Annotated in this window: 17 protein-coding genes, 1 tRNA gene and 1 pseudogene; 12 read left to right on the top strand and 7 right to left on the bottom strand. The window is 63.9% G+C overall.

Features of this window, described 5'->3' with window-relative positions; translation table 11 throughout:
* Both VGP39_RS13865 and VGP39_RS13860 read right to left on the bottom strand, forming a co-directional pair.
* On the bottom strand, positions 1–371 hold a 371-nt coding region (locus VGP39_RS13865), incomplete at its 3' end, for a glycosyltransferase family A protein (protein ID WP_327568674.1).
* Positions 368–1,591 (bottom strand): FAD-dependent oxidoreductase, encoded by a 1,224-nt coding sequence (locus tag VGP39_RS13860; protein WP_327568673.1) that lies wholly within the window; start codon positions 1,589–1,591, stop codon positions 368–370. The genes VGP39_RS13860 and VGP39_RS13865, both read right to left, overlap by 4 nt.
* A gap of 260 nt (positions 1,592–1,851) precedes the next feature.
* Between VGP39_RS13860 and VGP39_RS13855 the strand changes: the two genes are divergently transcribed.
* Complete coding sequence (locus VGP39_RS13855; protein ID WP_327568672.1) at positions 1,852–2,067, top strand: hypothetical protein; 216 nt, start codon at positions 1,852–1,854, stop codon at positions 2,065–2,067.
* 23 nt (positions 2,068–2,090) lie between these two features.
* On the opposite strand, the gene VGP39_RS13850 is transcribed toward VGP39_RS13855, so the two are convergent.
* A complete protein-coding gene (locus tag VGP39_RS13850; RefSeq protein ID WP_327568671.1) occupies positions 2,091–3,776 on the bottom strand; it encodes an MFS transporter in 1,686 nt (561 codons plus the stop codon).
* Between the two features lie 218 nt (positions 3,777–3,994).
* Between VGP39_RS13850 and VGP39_RS13845 the strand changes: the two genes are divergently transcribed.
* From VGP39_RS13845 to VGP39_RS13815, 7 genes and pseudogenes are all read left to right on the top strand, one after another.
* Positions 3,995–5,377 carry a cytochrome P450 gene (locus tag VGP39_RS13845; protein WP_327568670.1) on the top strand — a complete coding sequence of 461 codons (1,383 nt, stop codon included), beginning with the start codon at positions 3,995–3,997 and terminating at the stop codon, positions 5,375–5,377.
* A gap of 12 nt (positions 5,378–5,389) precedes the next feature.
* Positions 5,390–6,799: an adenylate/guanylate cyclase domain-containing protein gene (locus VGP39_RS13840; RefSeq protein WP_327568669.1), complete on the top strand. Its 1,410-nt coding sequence runs from the start codon at positions 5,390–5,392 to the stop codon at positions 6,797–6,799.
* A 252-nt stretch (positions 6,800–7,051) separates the two neighbouring features.
* The gene (locus VGP39_RS13835) at positions 7,052–7,531 is read left to right on the top strand and encodes a TerB family tellurite resistance protein (protein ID WP_327568668.1); all 480 of its coding nucleotides are present in this window, start codon (positions 7,052–7,054) and stop codon (positions 7,529–7,531) included.
* Between the two features lie 223 nt (positions 7,532–7,754).
* Positions 7,755–8,531 carry an SDR family oxidoreductase gene (locus tag VGP39_RS13830; protein WP_327568667.1) on the top strand — a complete coding sequence of 259 codons (777 nt, stop codon included), beginning with the start codon at positions 7,755–7,757 and terminating at the stop codon, positions 8,529–8,531.
* A 65-nt stretch (positions 8,532–8,596) separates the two neighbouring features.
* Positions 8,597–9,380, top strand: a pseudogene (locus VGP39_RS13825) (glutamine amidotransferase).
* A gap of 225 nt (positions 9,381–9,605) precedes the next feature.
* The gene (locus tag VGP39_RS13820) at positions 9,606–10,112 is read left to right on the top strand and encodes a nuclear transport factor 2 family protein (RefSeq protein ID WP_327568666.1); all 507 of its coding nucleotides are present in this window, start codon (positions 9,606–9,608) and stop codon (positions 10,110–10,112) included.
* Positions 10,113–10,180: 68 nt separating this feature from the next.
* On the top strand, positions 10,181–10,993 hold the full coding sequence (locus tag VGP39_RS13815; RefSeq protein WP_327568665.1) for an enoyl-CoA hydratase: 813 nt from the start codon (positions 10,181–10,183) through the stop codon (positions 10,991–10,993).
* A 124-nt stretch (positions 10,994–11,117) separates the two neighbouring features.
* Here VGP39_RS13815 and VGP39_RS13810 read toward each other — a convergent pair.
* A tRNA-Ala gene (locus VGP39_RS13810) sits at positions 11,118–11,193 on the bottom strand.
* Between the two features lie 178 nt (positions 11,194–11,371).
* On the opposite strand from VGP39_RS13810, the gene VGP39_RS13805 reads away from it, so the two are divergent.
* The 3 genes from VGP39_RS13805 (at position 11,372) to VGP39_RS13795 (ending at position 13,869) form a co-directional block, all read left to right on the top strand.
* Positions 11,372–11,662, top strand: coding sequence for a YggT family protein (locus VGP39_RS13805; RefSeq protein WP_327568664.1), 291 nt, complete (start codon positions 11,372–11,374; stop codon positions 11,660–11,662).
* A 24-nt stretch (positions 11,663–11,686) separates the two neighbouring features.
* Positions 11,687–12,571, top strand: coding sequence for a bifunctional methylenetetrahydrofolate dehydrogenase/methenyltetrahydrofolate cyclohydrolase FolD (folD, locus tag VGP39_RS13800; protein ID WP_327568663.1), 885 nt, complete (start codon positions 11,687–11,689; stop codon positions 12,569–12,571).
* 254 nt (positions 12,572–12,825) lie between these two features.
* Positions 12,826–13,869, top strand: a complete 1,044-nt coding sequence (locus VGP39_RS13795) for an SMP-30/gluconolactonase/LRE family protein (protein ID WP_327568662.1) — start codon at positions 12,826–12,828, stop codon at positions 13,867–13,869.
* 154 nt (positions 13,870–14,023) lie between these two features.
* Here the strand turns inward: VGP39_RS13795 and VGP39_RS13790 are convergent, their stop codons facing one another.
* Positions 14,024–14,782: an SDR family oxidoreductase gene (locus VGP39_RS13790; protein WP_327568661.1), complete on the bottom strand. Its 759-nt coding sequence runs from the start codon at positions 14,780–14,782 to the stop codon at positions 14,024–14,026.
* A gap of 239 nt (positions 14,783–15,021) precedes the next feature.
* Between VGP39_RS13790 and VGP39_RS13785 the strand changes: the two genes are divergently transcribed.
* Positions 15,022–16,581, top strand: coding sequence for a winged helix-turn-helix domain-containing tetratricopeptide repeat protein (locus VGP39_RS13785; protein WP_327568660.1), 1,560 nt, complete (start codon positions 15,022–15,024; stop codon positions 16,579–16,581).
* A gap of 153 nt (positions 16,582–16,734) precedes the next feature.
* Here VGP39_RS13785 and VGP39_RS13780 read toward each other — a convergent pair whose 3' ends face one another.
* Both VGP39_RS13780 and VGP39_RS13775 read right to left on the bottom strand, forming a co-directional pair.
* The gene (locus VGP39_RS13780) at positions 16,735–17,409 is read right to left on the bottom strand and encodes an LON peptidase substrate-binding domain-containing protein (protein WP_327568659.1); all 675 of its coding nucleotides are present in this window, start codon (positions 17,407–17,409) and stop codon (positions 16,735–16,737) included.
* 40 nt (positions 17,410–17,449) lie between these two features.
* A partial coding sequence (locus VGP39_RS13775) for a tetratricopeptide repeat protein (RefSeq protein WP_327568658.1) occupies positions 17,450–18,074 on the bottom strand: 625 nt, incomplete at its 5' end.

Below are 18,074 nucleotides of genomic sequence, written 5' to 3'. Positions count from 1 at the left end.
GATTGTACTTCCGCATAGCAGATCGCGGCGTCAGGATGGCGCAAGGCAGCCTCGACCAGGTCGGCGACATAGGTTGGCGACACCTGATCGTCGTGCTGTTGAAAAATGTAGAAGGCACCGCGGCGTTCGCGCATGGTCCAGTCGGTATTTCCCGCCCATCCCAGCCGCTGCGGCTGAAGTTGCATGCGGAAGCGCGGATCGGCGCGCAGAAACGGTTCGCACGCCTCAGCGCTTGTCCGGTCCGCGGCATCCACCGAGATGAGAACGTCAAGGTTGGCGTAGGTTTGCGTCCGCAGACACTCCAGCGTGATCGGCAGGTCGTCCTGTCCCTGAAAGACGGGCACGCCGATGGTTACCAGCGGGCCGCTCATCGGACGATGTCCTGCAGGATACGGCCGGCGCAAACCTCGGCGAAATACGGAGCCATCGTGAGCTTGCCGGGATCCACGGAATGAAAGCGGCCTCTCGAAGTGACACCAATTTCAAACCGGCGATGCAGCTCGCTCCGGGGATCATAGATGTCGGTTTCTCCCCATGCGACGATCACGCCGCCCTTTACGGTCACCTCCTCCAGCCCGCCGGGATCGAGGCCGCGAAGGCAAGGCACGAACTGCGCCATCGCCTTCAAGGTCCCCTGCAGCAGATCCGAGCGCAGCGGCTCGGCCGGATAAGTCGGCCATTCCGGCGGCGTAACGTCGGTCGAGATGCCTTGCAGGCAGACCGGATACCAGGTGAGGTAAGTCAGGCCATCGGCGTAGCTTACCACCTCGCCGAACGGGCCGGACACGAAGGTTGCGCTGGGAGGCAGGCTCGTGCCGCGCGGCAGCCTGAAGCTGACGCCATATTTCAGCCGATGCAGCCAAGGGCGATCGGGGCGCAGCCCGCGCGTTTCATTGATGGCAAACCTGCCGTCCCACAATGCATTGACGACATGATCGAAGCGCTCCCGGAGGATTCCGCACCGCGCCTGCAGGACGACGTCGAAGCCATCAGCGTCGTCAACGGATGTGACCTGATGTTGCAGCCGGACATCGATCCGGGGATCGGCCTCTATCCGGCTCCGCACGGCACCCGCCAGCGCCGCGGGATCAATGGCGACCTCCGCGGTATCGAAGGCCGCCAGCGCGATTTGCGGATCGAACTCAGCCTCTCGTTCTGCTTCCGACCACATCCGCGGCGCGGTTGTAAGGTCGCGGCCAAAATAGGCATCGCCTCGCCGCCCGCTCGCTTCGCGGATCAAGCCATGAACGGTTTTGAGATACTGCGAAACCTGGCCGGGCGACCGCTGGCTGTCACGATGCACCACGTAAGCCGCGGGACGGGAAATCGAGAGCGAATCCTGGGACGATCCGAGGTGCCGCGCAAAAAACGGTGCGAAGGCCAGCGCTCCCTGCATCATCATGCGCGCCGTCGAATAGCTGACGTCATTGGCATACATGTAGCCGAGATGGATTTTCCCTTCATTCGCGACCGCAGCGCGGCTCAGCAGTTGGTCGTTGCGGTCGAATATGGCGGCATCGATGCCACGTTCCGCCAGCGCCAGCGCCACGCAACACCCCTGAAGGCCCCCTCCCAAGACCGCGACACGCATATTCCCGAACTCTCAGTTTCAACCCTGTGCCGGGCATTGCAACTTCGCCTGCTGGACGCGCGTTCCGGCACGTTGAATCCATTCTGGTAACCCGGCTCGACCCCGTGCGAAAGCCATTGCGACGACGATTTACGGGCATTAGAAGGTCTTGGTGCGGGCCCCACGGACCTGGTGGACCCCGCGCTCGAAATGACGGGATTCGAGCCCCTCTTTCGGCACCATTTTTGATCGCGTGCGTTGATGGGCATGAAGGCAACACGATGACCAGATTTCTGCTCGCCATCCCTTTAGTCCTGATCGCCGCCGCGGCCTCGGCGCAAAGCGGACGGCCCGATCCGGGCTGCGCACGGGATGTGTCGCGGTTTTGCCGGGCTCTGATGGACCAGGGCGATATGGTCGTTTTGGGGTGTCTCAAGCAGAACCGCGCCCGGCTCAGCAAGACCTGCGCGAAGGTGCTGACGGATCACGGGCAGTAACCAACAGCCGTCATTCCGGTGCGCTACGTGCTGCTCCCCGCCGGGGTCGCCGCGGGCAGCACTTCGTTTGCGGCGCTATCCGGGGTGTCCTCCTTCCAGCGCACCGAGCCGAACGGCCGCTCCAGCATGCGGCGGACCCGGACCGGCTCGATGCCGATGTGGAACGCCATCGCGCGCTGATGCAGTGCGCGCTCGGACTGCGTCGAGCGGTTACGCTGGCGCAAATAGTCGAGCCAGGTCGGGCAATGATAGCGCTCGGTCCATAGTTCGGGCTCGGCGATGTCGCGGGCGATCGACCAGCCATAGGCGCCGTTGCGCTGGCGCGACAGCTGCACCTCCTGCATCAGGCCGTGGAAGACCCGGGCGCTGCCGGGATCGACGCGATATTCGATCTCCACCACCAGCGGTCCGCTGCGGCCGGTGAGCGGAAGCCGCACCTCGGGATCGGCCAGCAAATCCGCGGCCTCGTTGCGCGCGCCGATCGGCGGCATTTCTAGCCACAGCCCGAGCAGCGGCGAGACGAACATCGCCGCCGCCGAGACCAGCAGCGCCGTCTCCACGCCGACCAGGTCGGTGAGATGGCCCCAGCACCAGCTTCCGATCGCGATGCCGCCGGCAATCGCGGCCTGGAACGCCGCCAAGGAACGTCCCGCGACCCAGCGCGGCGCCGACAGTTGCACGCCGATATTGAACAGCGCAACCGCCAGCATCCACACCGATCCCGCCAGCACCAGCGCCGCGGCGGTAATCACCGGCTGCTTGCTGATCGCGATCACGGCAATCGCCAGGCCCATGGTGATGGCGCAGACGCGGATCGAGGCCTCGCCGCTCAGTCGTTTGCGCACTTCGGCGATGTTCAGCGCGCCGATCACCGCGCCCATGCCGAAGGCGCCGAGCATGATGCCGTAGGTCTGCGCGCCGCCGTGCAGCAAATCGCGCGCCACCAGCGGCATCAGCGCCGACACCGATCCGCCGAGCAGGCCGGTGACCAGGGTGCGCGTCAGCACGATGCGGATCGATGGCGAGTTGGCGATATAGCGCACCCCCGAGACGATGGCGCGGCTGAGTTTTTCACGCGGCAATCGTGAAGGTTCGGTGGCGCGGCGCCACAGGAACAGCACGATCAGCAACGGGATATAGAGCATGGCGTTGGCGGCAAACGCCGCGACCGCGCCGGCGGTGGCGACGATGACGCCGCCGATCGCCGGCCCAAAGCTTCGCGCGATGTTGTAGCTGATGCCGTTCAGCGCCACCGCGGACGGCAGCGTTTCCGGCGGCACCTGCTCGCTGACCGAAGCCTGCCAGGCCGGCCCAAACAGCGCCATGCCGCAGCCGACGATGAAGCAGAACGCCAGCAGGATATTCGGCGTGACCAGGCCGAGCCAGGCCATTACCGCCAGCGCGATCGCACCGGCCAGCGAGATCGACAGCGAGACGAGCGCCACGATGCGGCGGTCGTACATGTCGGCGATGGCGCCCGCCGGCATCGAGATCAGCATGATCGGCAGCATCAATGCGGTCTGTACCAGCGCCACCTTGTCGGCCGACGAGGTCATCAGCGTCATCGCCCATGCGGCGCCGACGCCCTGGATCAATAGCCCGAGGTTGGAGAGCAGGCTGGCCAGCCAGATTCGCCGGAATACCGAATGCCGCAACGGCGCCGCAATGCTGTCGGCGGAAAAAATCGATCGCTTCGGCAATTCGGTCATAACGGTACCATCGCCTGCGGGGCCCTCTGATTCCCTGGAAAATCTCCAAATTGATGCCCGCGAAGCTCTATGGATGTCCAGTGCCCAGGCCGCTATGATTTCGCTCGCGAACGTCGTCACCCCGGCGAATTCCGTCGATTTGCCCCTGATGGCGCTGGGATTGTGGACTATATGAGGGCCGGACGCCGTTCTGGCGCCCTTCGATTGCGAGGCCGCCCGTGAGCATTGCCGAGGTTTTTGACATTCCGGCCGCGCGACCGCCGCTGGTGCCGCCAAGTCCGCCGCGCAGGACCATGAACCTGTTGCGCCGGATCCTGGCGATGCGAAAAAACGCCATCGATACCTGGGGCCCGCGTTCCTACGAAGAGGACATCATCCAGACCCGGTTTTTCGGCCGCAACAATTTTATCGTCAACGCGCCGGATGCGATCCGGCATGTGCTGGTCGACAATTATGAGAACTACGTCCGCACCCCGGCCGCCATCCGGGTGCTGAAGCCGATGCTCGGCGATGGGTTGCTGATCGCCGAAGGCCGCGCCTGGAAGCATCAGCGCCGCACGCTGGCGCCGGCGTTTACGCCCCGCGCCGTAGGCACGCTGGTCCCGCACATGATCGCGGCGACCGATGACACGATCGTAAAACTCCAGGCGGCCTGCGGCGGGCCGGTGGATTTGCGCGAGGCGATGCAGCGGATGACGCTGGAGATTGCCGGGCGCACCATGTTCTCGTTCGGGATGGACCGCCATGGCGCGGCGTTGCGCGACTTCGTGATGGAGTACGGCACGACGCTGGCGCGGCCGCATGTTCTCGATCTGCTGTTGCCGCTGAACTGGCCGAGCCCGCAGGATATTTCGCGCAGGTTCTTCCGCAAGCGCTGGACCCGCTTTGTCGCGATGCTGATGGCGGAACGCCGCGCCGCCGGCAAGAATACGGACGCGCCGCCGCGCGATTTGTTCGACCTGATGGGCGCGGCGCGCGATCCCGAAACCGGCGCCGCATTTTCGGACGAGCAACTCGGCGATGAAGTCGCGACCATGATCCTCGCCGGGCATGAGACCACGGCGACCGCGTTGTTCTGGGCGCTGTATCTGCTCGCGCTCGATCCGGCGACGCAGGAGGAACTGGCGAGCGAAGTGAAAGGCGCGGCCGTGAACGGCGCGCTTGACGTTGAAAAGCTGAAATTCACCCGCGCCGTGATCGACGAGACCATGCGGCTGTATCCGCCGGCGTTTCTGATCGCGCGTGCCGCCGGCGGTGCGGACACCATCGCCGGCCTGCCGGTCAGGAAAAACGACATCGTTCTGATCGCGCCATGGCTGCTGCACCGGCATGAAAAATTGTGGCAGGATCCGAACGCCTTCATTCCGGCGCGCTTCATGCCGGGCACGCCGCCGCCCGACCGCTTCGCCTATCTGCCGTTCGGTGTCGGCGCCCGGGTCTGCGTCGGCGCGCATTTCGCGCTGGTCGAGGCTGTGCTGGCGCTGGCGAAAATCATCGGCACGTTCCGCGTCGAGCTGCTCGACAAGGAGCCGGTGCTGCCGGTCGGCGTGGTGACGACGCAGCCGGATCGCTCGCCACTGTTCCGCATCATCCCCCGTTGAGTGCTTTTCGCCATGGCTGAAACCGGCGCGCTGTTCGCAGTACTGAGGCAGACCACCGATCCGCAGGTGGCCGACGCCATCCAGCGGCTGATCGACAATGGCGAGGATCGCGACCTCAACCGCATCAATCTGCTGGATTTCTCGAAGCAGACGGGGCTCGACGAGGAGCGGGTGATTGCCGGCTTCCTCCATGCCTCGCGGCTGGGGCTGTTCGATCTCACCTGGAACGTGCTGTGCCCGGGCTGCAGCGGCGTGCTCGACGCTCACACCACGCTGAAATCGCTGCGCCATGACGACTACAATTGCGCATTGTGCGCGGCCGGTTACGAGGCCTCGGTCGACGAGATGGTCGAGGTCGCTTTCACGGTCAGCCCCCGGGTGCGGCGCATCGCGGCGCATGACCCCAATACGCTGCCGATCTGGGAATATCTCCGGCAGATTTTCTGGAGCTCGGGAATTGACATCGACTGGGATGACTTTCCACGCCTCAAGGACGAAGCGACGCTGGAAGCCCTCGAAATACCTGCGGGCGAGAAGGCCGTGGTGTCGCTGCAACTGCCGAACCAGTTCGTCATCGTATTCGAGCCGGTAACCCACTCGGCGCAGTTCCTCGCCATCAGCGGTGAGCCGACCCGCGAGCGGCAGCAGCTCTCCATCGTCTTCAACAAGCTGCACGCGCCGACCGGAACCACGGAATTGCGCCCCGGGCCGCTGCGCCTCACGCTGGAAAACCAGTCCGACGTGCGCGTGCTTCCGGGGCTCTGGATCGCCGGCGATGCGCTGCACGAAATGCTCGGCAAGCGCAAGCCGATCCTGACCGCCAAGCGGATGCTGACCAACCAGACCTTCCGCGATGTCTACAAGGCGGACAATCTCAACATCGACCAGCGGCTCAAGATCACCTCGCTGACATTCCTGTTCACCGACCTCAAGGGCTCCACCGCTTTATACGAGCGCGTCGGCGACCTTGCCGCATTCGACCTGGTCCGCGCGCATTTTCACGCACTGCTGGAGATCATCTCCGCGGAAAAAGGCGCCGTGGTGAAGACCATCGGCGATGCCGTGATGGCGACGTTCATCAAGCCCGAGCAGGCGCTCGCCGCGGGCCTGCGGATGCGCGCGGCCATGGACAAGCTCAACAAGGAGCGCGGCAGGGAGGATCTGATCATCAAGGTCGGCATTCACGAAGGGCCGTGCCTTGCCGTCATGCTCAACGAGCGGCAGGATTATTTCGGCCAGACCGTCAATATCGCCGCGCGCGTGCAGGGGCTGTCGGTGTCACATGCCATGCATGTAACAGGACCCGTGATCGAAGCTCCTGCGGTCGCCGACCTCCTGCACAAGGCCTCCATCGCGCCTATTCAAAAGGAAGCGGCGCTGCGCGGCATCGCCGACAAGATCGTCGTCTATGAAATCCCGTGATGCCGCTTTTTAGCTCGTCATGCCCGGCCTTGTGCCGGCATCCACGTCTTGCCGGCCTCTAAACAGGAAAGATGTGGATGGCCGGGACAAGCCCGGCATGACGGCTGCTTTTTCTAAATCAGCCGGCGGATTGCCGAAACGTAACACACCGCCGGTTCCCTGCCGATTGCAGGCGCTGCGGTTTTAACCCATATATCCCTGACTGCCGCCGAAAACGGCGGCCGCAACCTCGCACATTTCGTTGGAAGACAGATGCTGGACACCTTACGCCAATTCATTGCCGATCTTGCTTCGCCCACGGCCAGCCAATCCCGCGCCTTCGATGACAGCGACTATCGCCTGGCAGCGACCGCGCTGTTGGTTCACGTCATATCGCTCGACGGCGCGCCGTCCGAGGTCGAAAAGCGCAAGCTGCATAGTTTGCTGGAGACGAGGTTCAAGCTCGATCCCGGCTCCGCGGACCAATTGATCGCGTCGGCGACCCTGGTCGAGGGCGAGGCCGTCGATCTTTATCATTTCACCAGCGTGATCATGCGCTCGGTCGATGAGCAGGGTCGGCTTCGCATCGTCGAGATGATGTGGGAGCTGGTCTATGTCGACGGCCAGGTCACCGAGTTCGAGGATAATGTGGTCTGGCGGGCGGCAGACCTGCTTGGCGTGTCGTCGCGCGACCGCATCGAGCTCAAGCATCGCGTTGCGGCGGCTAATCAGCCTGCGGTCGCCGGCGCCTGATTCCGCCGCTCGCTCCCCGACATGACGAAATATTGATGTGCGCGGCAACCCGCCGTATCGCCACCACAAGGCTAAACTGATGCAAGGCGGGCTCAATTTGACAGCATGCGCATTTGACCATGGCGATATACTTGCGGATGGCTTGCATCCCGCATAAGGCGTATGGTCTTCTGCAAATGTCGGCGACCGCATATCGTGCAAATAATTTCAAGAGCATTGAATCGTGACTGAGCGCGTGACGCTGATCACCGGTGCCTCGTCGGGAATAGGCGCCGAACTGGCGCGCCTGTTTGCGTTGAAAGGTCATCGGGTTGCCCTGACGGCGCGGCGTGCCGATCGCCTCGAAATGCTGGCCGGCGAGATCGTCGCCGCAGGCGGCGCGGCGCCTATCATCATACCCTGCGATCTCCAGCAACCCGACGGCTGCGACAGGATTGCGGCGGCGCTCGCTGCGGAAAACGTCGAGGTCGAATATGTCGTCAACAACGCAGGCTACGGCATTTTCGGCCACGCCACCAAACGCGACCGCGCCGAGCAACTCGGTATTATTGCCGTCAACATCCGGGCATTGACGGATCTGTCGCTGCGATTTTCCGATCAGTTGATCCGCCATCGCGGCGGCATTCTCAATGTCGCTTCGATCGCCGGCTTCCTGCCGGGGCCGGGCATGGCGGTTTATTACGCGTCCAAGGCCTATGTGCTGTCGTTCACCGAAGCATTGCGCGGAGAACTGGGCCCACGCGGCGTGCGGGTGACGGCGTTGTGTCCTGGACCGGTGCCGTCTGAATTTCAGGCGCGCGCCGGATTCAAACCCGGATTCGACTCGACGGTTCTCAACGTCTCCGCCGCCAATGTTGCCCTTGCCGGCTACCGTGGCCTGATGGCCAACAAGCGCGCGGTAATGCCCGGCCTCGGCATCAAGACGGTTCCGTTCCTGCTGCGGCTGTTCCCGCGCGGCTTCATCCTGGCGGCGGTCGGCAGATTGCAGCTGAAGCGCTGAGCAGGGTTCGGGCACTATCTGGCCCGCGATTTGCTTGAAAATCATTTCGTTAACCAATCAACGGCATGATTCCAGGCGTTATGAGACACCAACCAGCCTGCTTTCCGAACGCCAAGCCGCTGCTGCCGGTGCTGATCGTCCTGCACCAGGAAACCTCGACGCCGGGCCGCGTCGGCAATGCGTTGCGCGCGCTGGGGTATCCGCTGGACATCAGGCGACCGCGCTTCGGCGATGCCTTGCCGGACACGCTGGAAGGCCACGCCGGCGCGGTGATTTTCGGCGGCCCGATGAGCGCGAACGACAGGGATGATTTCGTGCCGGGAGATCGACTGGATCTCCGTGCCGCTCCGGGAGCGGCGGCCGTTCCTGGGGATCTGCCTCGGCGCGCAGATGCTGGCCATGCAGCTCGGCGCGCGGGTGGCGCCGCATCCGGAAGGTCGCGCGCAGATCGGATATTATCCGATCCATCCCACTGCCGCCGGCCGGGCCATCTGCCCGGACTGGCCGGATCACGTCTATCACTGGCACCGCGAGGGGTTTGAACTGCCCGAGGGAAGCGAATTGCTCGCGCAAGGAAGCGACTTCCCGATCGAAGCGTTCCGCTACGACCATTCGTTCGGCTTTCAGTTTCATCCCGACGTGACCTACGCGATGATGCATCGCTGGACCGCGCGCGGCCACGACCGTCTCGCTCTGCCGGGCGCCCGGGAGCGCCACCATCACTTCGCCGATCGCGCGGTCCATGACGTGACCGAACGAGCCTGGCTGAAGGCATTCCTCGATGGCTGGCTGGCGCGGACGCCGCTGTTTGCCGGTTTCGACATCGCCATGGCGCAGGCGGCGGAATAGTTCTGCCCCGTCATTGCCGGGCGCCTGCCACACATCCAGTCGTCATCCTGAGAAGCCGCGCGCTTGCGCGGCGTCTCGAAGGATGGCCGCAGGCGCTTGTGGCCATCCTTCGAGGCTCGCCGAAGCCGGCGAGCACCTCAGGATGACGGCAATGCAGATTGGATGTGATAGTGTCGTCCCCTCAGCTTGCGGCTCGGCAACCGGCAGGCATCACGGGATGGCGACATGACCGGCGAGGATTTCGCGCAGCTGTTGAATGAGTTCACGCACTCGGCGGAATCCGGCGATGGCGCACGCTTCGCAAGGCATTTCACCGCGGACGCCGTCTACTACGACTACATCTATGGGCCGCACCAAGGCCGCGCCGACATCGCGCATATGATGCAGGAGCTTTTCCATCGCGATGCGGCGGATTATCGCTGGGAAATGTTCGACCCCGTGTTCGACGGGACAAAAGGCTATGCGTGGTCGCTGTCGAGCTTCACCTCGAAAATCCCGCAGTTCCAGGGCAAGCATGTCGTGATCGATGGCATGAGCCGCTTCATCCTGCGCGACGGGCTGATCGCGGAGTACCGCGAATCTGTCAACGGCGGCGTTGCAATGACGCAGCTCGGCGTTGAGTCTGATCGCATGACGAAAGTGTTCACGCGCTGGACCGGCTGGCTTCGGGAGCGGCCGGAGACGGTCGACTATCTGACGCGGCCGAAGGGTTCGCGGAAGGCCGGGCAGTAAAACAATTCATTCTTCAAGCAACAGCATATCGTCGCGCAAGACGACAATGACCACTTAAGGAGACCGCCGTGACCTATCAGCATATCCTCTATGAGGTGGACCGGAAGATCGCGACCGTCACGCTCAACCGGCCCGATCGCATGAACGCGTGGACGCCGATCATGGAGCGCGACGTGCGCCACGCCATGGAGGCCGCGGCAACGGATGACGGGGTGCGCGTCATCGTGCTCACCGGCGCCGGCCGCGCGTTCTGCGCCGGCGCCGACATGGACGCGCTGAAGGAGCTCGATCCCAATGACGTCAGGCGCGCCGACAGCGCGCCGCCGTTCGACATGAACCGGCGGCCGGACTGGCAGACGCGCTACGCATACTATCCATCGATTGCAAAACCCGTTATCGGCATGCTCAACGGCGCCACCGCCGGCATCGCCCTGGTGCACGCGCTGTATTGCGATCTTCGCTTCGCCGCCGACAACACCGTGTTCACCACCGCGTTCGCGCGCCGCGGCCTGATCGCCGAGCACGGCATCAGCTGGATGCTGCCGCGCATCGTTGGCCACGCCAACGCGCTCGATCTATTGATGTCCGCGCGCCGCGTCTTGAGCGACGAGGCGCTGCGCATCGGTCTGGTCAACCGGCTCTATCCGCCCGAGCAGCTGCGCGAGCAGACCTACGCCTATGCGCGCGATCTTGCGGATTTCGTCTCGCCATCCTCGATCGCCGTGATCAAGCGGCAGCTTTACGACGTGCCGTTCCAGACGCTGGCCGAAGCCACCATCGACGCCAACCGGGAGATGGGGATCGCGTTGCGCGGCAGCGATTTCCGCGAGGGGGTCGCGAGCTTCATGGAGAAGCGACCGCCGAGGTTTACGGGGGAGTAGAATTTCGAAAGGGTGTTCAGCCCGTCTTCGCCCAAGAGGGCTACGACGAGGCAGCCTTCGCTTGCTTCGCTACGATAGGTGGGTGCCGGCTTGCCTAGCCGTAGCTTGCGAAGCAAGCGAAGGCTGGTGGAGCCAGGCGGGATCGAACCGCCGACCTCGTCATTGCGAACGACGCGCTCTCCCAGCTGAGCTATGGCCCCGTCGCGGGTGCGCCGATGTCAATCGGCGGCCAGCAATCGCCGCCATTTAAGTCTCCCTCCGGATCAAGTCAAGAACGCCGAAATCGCCGCTTTCCCGGCCATTTGGCGGAACTTCCCTTGTTTGAGCGGGAATGAACCGATATCTAGCGGGCAGCCACACCCCGCGAGCCCATCCGCCATGCGCGCCATTCTCGACATCGTCCTTATCGTCCTCGATCTCTATGTCTGGCTGCTGATCGCCTCGGCGATCCTGTCCTGGCTGATCGCGTTCAATGTCGTCAACACGCGCAACCAGTTCGTGGCGTCGGTGGCGGAATTCCTCTACCGCATCACCGAGCCGGCGCTGGCGCCGATCCGCCGGATGCTGCCGAGCTTCGGCGGTCTCGATATCTCGCCGATCATCCTGATCCTGATCATCATGTTCATCCAGCGGGTCATCACCTATTACATCTATCCCAGTGTATTCTGATCGCGTGCATTTGATGCGCCCCGTATGACCGCGCGGATCATCGATGGAAAGCTCATTGCCGCCGAGCTTCGCGCCCGTGTCGCCGATGAGGTCGCGCGCGTCCAGCACGCGCATCGACTGACGCCCGGCCTCGCAGTGGTGCTGGTCGGTAGCGATCCCGCCAGCGAAGTGTATGTCCGCAGCAAGCACAAGCAGACGCAAGGCGCCGGCATGGCCTCGTTCGAGCACGTGCTGCCCGCCGATGTCGAGCAGATCGAATTGCTGGCGTTGATCGCAAGACTCAACCGCGATCCGGCCGTGCACGGCATTCTTGTGCAACTGCCGTTGCCGAAATCGCTCGATACCGAAAAAGTCATCAACGCCATCGATCCGGCCAAGGACGTCGATGGATTGCACCCGAGCAATGCCGGGCGCCTCGCCGCCGGGTTGCCCGCGCTGTCGCCGTGCACCCCGCTCGGCTGCATCATTCTGACCAAAAGTGTGCACGCCTCGCTGCAAGGCCTGAACGCCATCGTGATCGGCCGCTCCAATCTGGTCGGCCGGCCTTTGCTGCAATTGCTGCTCAACGAAAACGCCACGGTGACAATAGCGCATTCGCGTTCGCGCGATCTTGCGCAACTCTGCGCGCGCGCCGATCTGGTTTATGCCGCGGTCGGAAAGGCGGAAATGGTGCGCGGCAACTGGATCAAGCCCGGCGCCACCGTAATCGATGTCGGCATCAACCGCCTGCCCGGCATCGACGGCAAGGCCCGTCTGGTCGGCGACGTGGCCTTTCAGGAGGCGCTGAATGTCGCGGGCGCGATCACGCCGGTGCCCGGCGGCGTCGGGCAGATGACGGTGGCGTGCCTGCTGGTCAATACGCTGCGCGCCGCCTGCGCCATTCACGGCCTGCCGCCGCCGAAGGTTTAACAAGCCGGCCGCTGCGCTTCCGTCATTCCTGGGAGCACTTGCGACGAAGCAATCCAGTCCTTGCTCGTGGCTTTCTGGATTGCTTCGCTTCGCTCACAATGACGTAACATTCACAAGCTCTCAGGATAACGGCTGAAAGGTGTGGCGATCCGAACTAGACCTGCAACCAAAGCTCCCCTACGATTTGGCAAGGCGGCAAAGCCAATCCGAATCTCGATCGGCAAAACGGCCGCGCTATACCGGGAGGAAAGCCGATGAATCTGACCCGCCGAGGTGCATTCGCTGCGGCAGGGGCCGTGGCCGCCGCGATCACCCTGCCACGAGGCGCCGGCGCGCAGTCCTTTGAGTTCAAGCCGAACCAGCGTTATCCCGATGCTTCGGTGGAGATACTCGATCCGAGCTTTGCCAAGCATCGCATCTTCTCCAGCTCCGTCGAACAACTCGCCAGCGGAATGCGGTGGGCGGAGGGGCCGGTCTGGTTCGGCGACGGCCGTTATGTGCTGGTCAGCGACATCCCCAACAACCGCATCATGCGCTATGATGAAGCGGGTGGCAGCTGGGGCGTGTTTCGGCAGCCGTCGAATTTCGCCAATGGTCACGCGCGCGACCGCCAGGGACGGCTCCTGAGTTGCGAACATCTGACCCGCCGCGTCACCCGCACCGAATATGACGGCAAGATCACGGTGCTGGCCGACGGTTTTGAGGGCAAGCGGTTCAACTCGCCGAACGACATCGTCTGCAAGTCCGACGGCTCGATCTGGTTCACCGATCCGCCGTTCGGCATCGGCGGCGAGTGGGAGGGCGACAAGGCGGCGCCGGAATTGCCGCATTCGGTCTATCGCATCGCGCCTGACGGCAAACTCGGGCTGGTCACCGCGGAGCTTAACGGCCCCAACGGGCTGGCGTTCTCACCGGACGAGAAAAAACTCTACGTCGTCGAATCGCGCGCGCAGCCGAACCGCGTGATCTGGGCCTGGGACGTCGGCGCGGACGGAGCCACCGTCTCCAACAAGACCAAATTCATCGACGCCAACGGGCCCGGCGCACTCGACGGGTTCAAGGTCGATACCGAGGGCAACCTCTGGTGCGGCTGGGGCAGCAACGGCTCGGCATCGGCCAAGCCCGAGGATCTCGACGGCGTCATGGTGTTCAATCCTTCGGGCAAGGCGATCGGCTTCATCCGCCTTCCCGAACGCTGCGCCAACCTGACTTTCGGGGGGCCGAAGAAAAACCGCCTGTTCATGGCCAGCTGCCATTCGCTCTACGCATTGTATGTCGAAGCGAGGGGGGCGGTGTAGCTCTCGTGTCGCGGACGCGGTGCGGCATTCTTCATGCCGCTCCGCAGAGCCAGGACCCCGGTTAAGCCGTCGCGCTGTAACCGGGGCCCCGGCTCTGCAGCGCACCGCTTCGCGAAGAGCTATGCGCTGCGCTGCGTCCGGGGCACGGATAAAGTTACGCAGCCCGCGCCGCATTCCGGCTGAGCCACTCCATGTAACGGGTGGTGCCAAGGCGCGCGCTGGCATCCGGGGTGAGCGATCGATCGTCGATCTCCACAGCGGAATAGCGCGCGAGGACATCCGGAATGACCTGCCGTGCGTCCCCGGTAACTCTAAGGAAATCCGCCACCAGGTCGGTGATGCGGACCGCCTCGGGACCGGCCACCTCGACCATGCCGTTCAGCGGCGCGGCGACGGCGACGTCGGCCAGTGCCGCGGCCACGTCATCCGACGAGATCGGCTGAAACAGCGCGGGCGGCAGGCGAACCGTTTGTCCGATGGTGCCGGACTGGGCGATCCAGCCGACGAACTCGAAGAACTGCGTGGCGCGGAGGATGGTGTAGGGAATCCCGGAGGCCTTGATCAGGTTCTCCTGCGCCATCTTGGCGCGGAAATATCCGCTTTCGAGCAGGCGTTCGGTCCCGACCACCGACAAGGCGACGTGGTGCCGGACGCCGGCGGCCGCTTCCGCCGCAAGAAGATTGCGCCCCGAGGTGTCGAAGAATTCCAGAACGGCCTTGTCTTCGAACGACGGCGAGTTTGCCACATCCACGACAACCTGAGCATCTGAGAGCGCCTCGGCCAGTCCCTCGCGGGTGAGGGTGTTGACGCCTGATTTGGGCGATGCCGCCACAACCTCGTGGCCACCCTGACGAAGCCTGTCCACAAGCTTTGATCCAATGAGGCCGCTGCCTCCGATAACGACGATCTTCATGGCTGTTCTCCTTAGTTGTTGGCCCGCCATCGGGCTGGTGGCTGGAGAATGCCTCCTTGCCGGCCGCAAGACCTTGGATTGCGCTTGAGTTTGTCTTGGTTATTCGTCCAAGCGGCTTCCCCGTGGCCAAAGCACTCCCGCCGTGGCCGGCGATAACCGTGCTATAAATGGCCGGCACGGACTGACGATGTCAGCCCGCCCCCCGGTCACCTGCCGCTTAAGGGTTGTGGAGCGTACACGTGCAATTCTTGTTCGGAGACTGCGTTCTCGACGCTGAGCGACGCGAACTCACGAGGGCGTCGGAGGTGATTGCGACCGGGCCGCAAGTCTTCGACCTCCTGCTCTATCTGATCCGGAATCGCGAGCGCGTGGTCAGCAAGGACGACGTGCTGGATTCGGTGTGGAGCGGGCGGACCGTTTCGGAGTCGACACTGACCAGCCATATCAACGCGGTGCGCAAGGCGGTGGGCGACAGCGGCGAGCAGCAGCGGCTGATCCGGACCATCGCCCGCAAGGGATTTAGATTCGTCGGCGAGGTCAGGGAAATGCAGCCGCCGGATGGCGCCAACTCGCCAAGGACCGAGCCCGAAACGCCGGCGCTTCCCGACAAGCCATCGATCGCAGCTTTAGCGTTCCAGAACCTAAGCGGCGATCCCGAACAGGAATACTTCGCCGACGGCGTGGTGGAGGACATCATCACCGCGCAGTCGCGGATCCGCTGGCTGTTCGTGATCGCGCGCAATTCGAGTTTTACCTACAAGGGCCGCGCCGTGGACATAAAACAGATCGGCCGCGAACTCGGCGTGCGCTATGTGCTGGAAGGCAGCGTACGCAAGTCCGCCAATCGGGTGCGCATCACCGGGCAACTGATCGACGCGACCACCGGCGCGCATCTGTGGGCGGACCGTTTCGAGGGCACGCTCGACGACATTTTCGAACTGCAGGACCAGATCGCGACCAGCGTGGTCGGCGCCATCGCGCCGCAGATGGAGCGCGCGGAGATCGATCGCGCCAAGCGCAAGCCGACCGAAAATCTCAACGCGCATGATTATTATCTGCGCGGCATGGCGAACCTGCATCTGGGAACGCGCGAGGCCATCGACGAGGCGCTGCCTCTGTTTGAAAACGCGGTAAAACTCGATCCGGATTTTGCCCCAGCCTACGCCATTGCCGCGTGGTGTCATGTCTGGCGCAAGGTCAACGGCTGGATGATTGACGCCCCGCGAGAGATCGCCGAGGGCGCCCGCCTGGCCCGCCGCGCCGTCGAACTCGGCAGGGACGACGCGGTCGCGCTCACCAGAGCGGGCCACGCGCTCGCCCATCTCGGTGGCGATCTCGATGGCGGCATCGCGTTGCTGGACAGGGCCGTGATGCTCAATCCGAACCATGCGGCCGCCTGGTTCCTCGGTGGATATTTGCGGGTCTGGAACGGCGAACATGACAACGCCGTCGAGCATTTTTCGCGTGCCATGCGTCTCAGTCCGCTCGATCCGGAGAGCTATCGAATGCAGGCCGGGATGGCGATGGCGCATATGTTCGAAGGCCGTCTCGACGCGGCCGCGTCATGGGCCGACAAGGCATCGCGGGATTTGCCGAGCTTCCTGCTGGTCGCCGCCATCGTCGCGGCAAGCCATGCGCTGACTGGGCGAACGGAGGAGGGGCGGCGGGCGATGGATCATCTGCGCCAACTCGATCCCGCGCTTCGGATCTCCAATCTCAGAGAGTGGCTTCCGATCCGCCGCGCGGAAGATCTCGCCACGTTTGCCGACGGCCTGCGAAAGGCCGGGCTGCCGGAGTGACGACGATGTTAGTCTAGTGCGGCCCGGCAATGCCATGCGCCGTGCCCACCGCACCACCCTTTGCTCGCGTTGATCGAGATTGGTGGGCACGGCGCTTCGCGCCTTTTGCCCATCCTACGATACTGCACCTGCGTCCGGGGCACGACACTCAAATTACTGCAACCCGGTATCGCCCGAGGTGCGCTTCTTGGCGAGATCCATTTCGGTGACCGCGATCAAAATTTCCGCGCGGGTCTTCAGGTCCGGCGCTTCCAGCATCGCCTGCTTTTCCGGCGCACCGTAGGGCGACATCATCGCCAGCGCGTTGACCAGGGCTTCGTTGGGGGCGCTCTCGACGCCTTCCCAGTCGACCTTCAGGTTGTTGGCGTTGAGGAAATCCGTCAGCACCGCGAGCAGCGCTTCGCGGTCGACCTCCTCCTCGCCCTTGCGCGCGGTGAAATCGTCGAGATAGGGGAAGTAGTCCACCTTGCACTGGCGGTAGGCGGTCAGCGCCGCGATTTCCTCCTTCACCTTGAAGCGCGCGATGCCGGTGAGCTCGAGGATGTAGCGGCCGTCGCCGGCCTCGGCAAGCTGGGTGATGCGGCCGACGCAGCCGACGCGAAACAGCGTCGGCCGGTCCTCGTTTCTGGTATGCGCGGCGTCGGGCTGGATCATGCCGATCAGGCGATGGCCGTCGCGCAGCGAATCGTCGACCATCGCAAGATAGCGCGGCTCGAAGATGTTGAGCGGCATCTGGCCGCGCGGCAGCAGCAACGCGCCCGGCAGCGGAAATACCGGGATGATTTCGGGAAGTTCAGCGGGCCCGCGATAGTCGGCATTGATCGGCATGGGCGTTCCGATGCTGCGGTGGTTGGCGCCTTGTCGCGCGCTATGAAAACAGGATCGTCGACAGCCGCTTGCGGCCGTCCACGGTGGCCTCGTCGGTCGGCCCCCACGCTTCGAAGAAATTCACCAGCTGCTTGCGCGCGCCGTCATCGTTCCATTTGCGGTCGCGCTTGACGATTTCCAAGAGCTGGTTGGTGGCGTCAGTGCGGTTGCCTTGCGCGTTGAGCGCGGTGGCGAGGTCGAACCGCGCCTGATGATCGAGCGGGTTCGCGGCGACCTTGGCTTCCAGTTCGGTCAGCGGGCCCAGCGCCTCGGCCTGCTCGGCAAGATCGATCGCCGCCTGCACCGCCTTGACCGCCGCATCCTCGCGCTTGGATTCCGGGACCATCGCCAGCGTCTGCTTGGCCTGCTCGACGGCGTTGGTCGCCATGTAGGATTTTGCAAGTCCGGCGAGCGCAGCGATATTGGTGGCATCGATGCCGAGCACCTCGGCATAGACCGAAGCCGCGGTGGCGGCATCACCCTCGGCCAGCAGCGTTTCGGCCTCTTTGAGGATTTCCGCGATATTGGGCTCGCCCGCAACGGGCACGCCGGCGGTCAGCTTGTCGATGAATTCGGTGACCTTGCTTTCCGGCACCGCGCCCATGAAACCGTCGGCGGGCTGGCCG

The organism is Bradyrhizobium sp. (assembly GCF_036009065.1).
GTDB lineage: Bacteria > Pseudomonadota > Alphaproteobacteria > Rhizobiales > Xanthobacteraceae > Bradyrhizobium.
The sequence above is the reverse complement of the archived record's forward strand: the minus strand, read 5'-3'. Positions and strand labels throughout refer to the sequence as shown.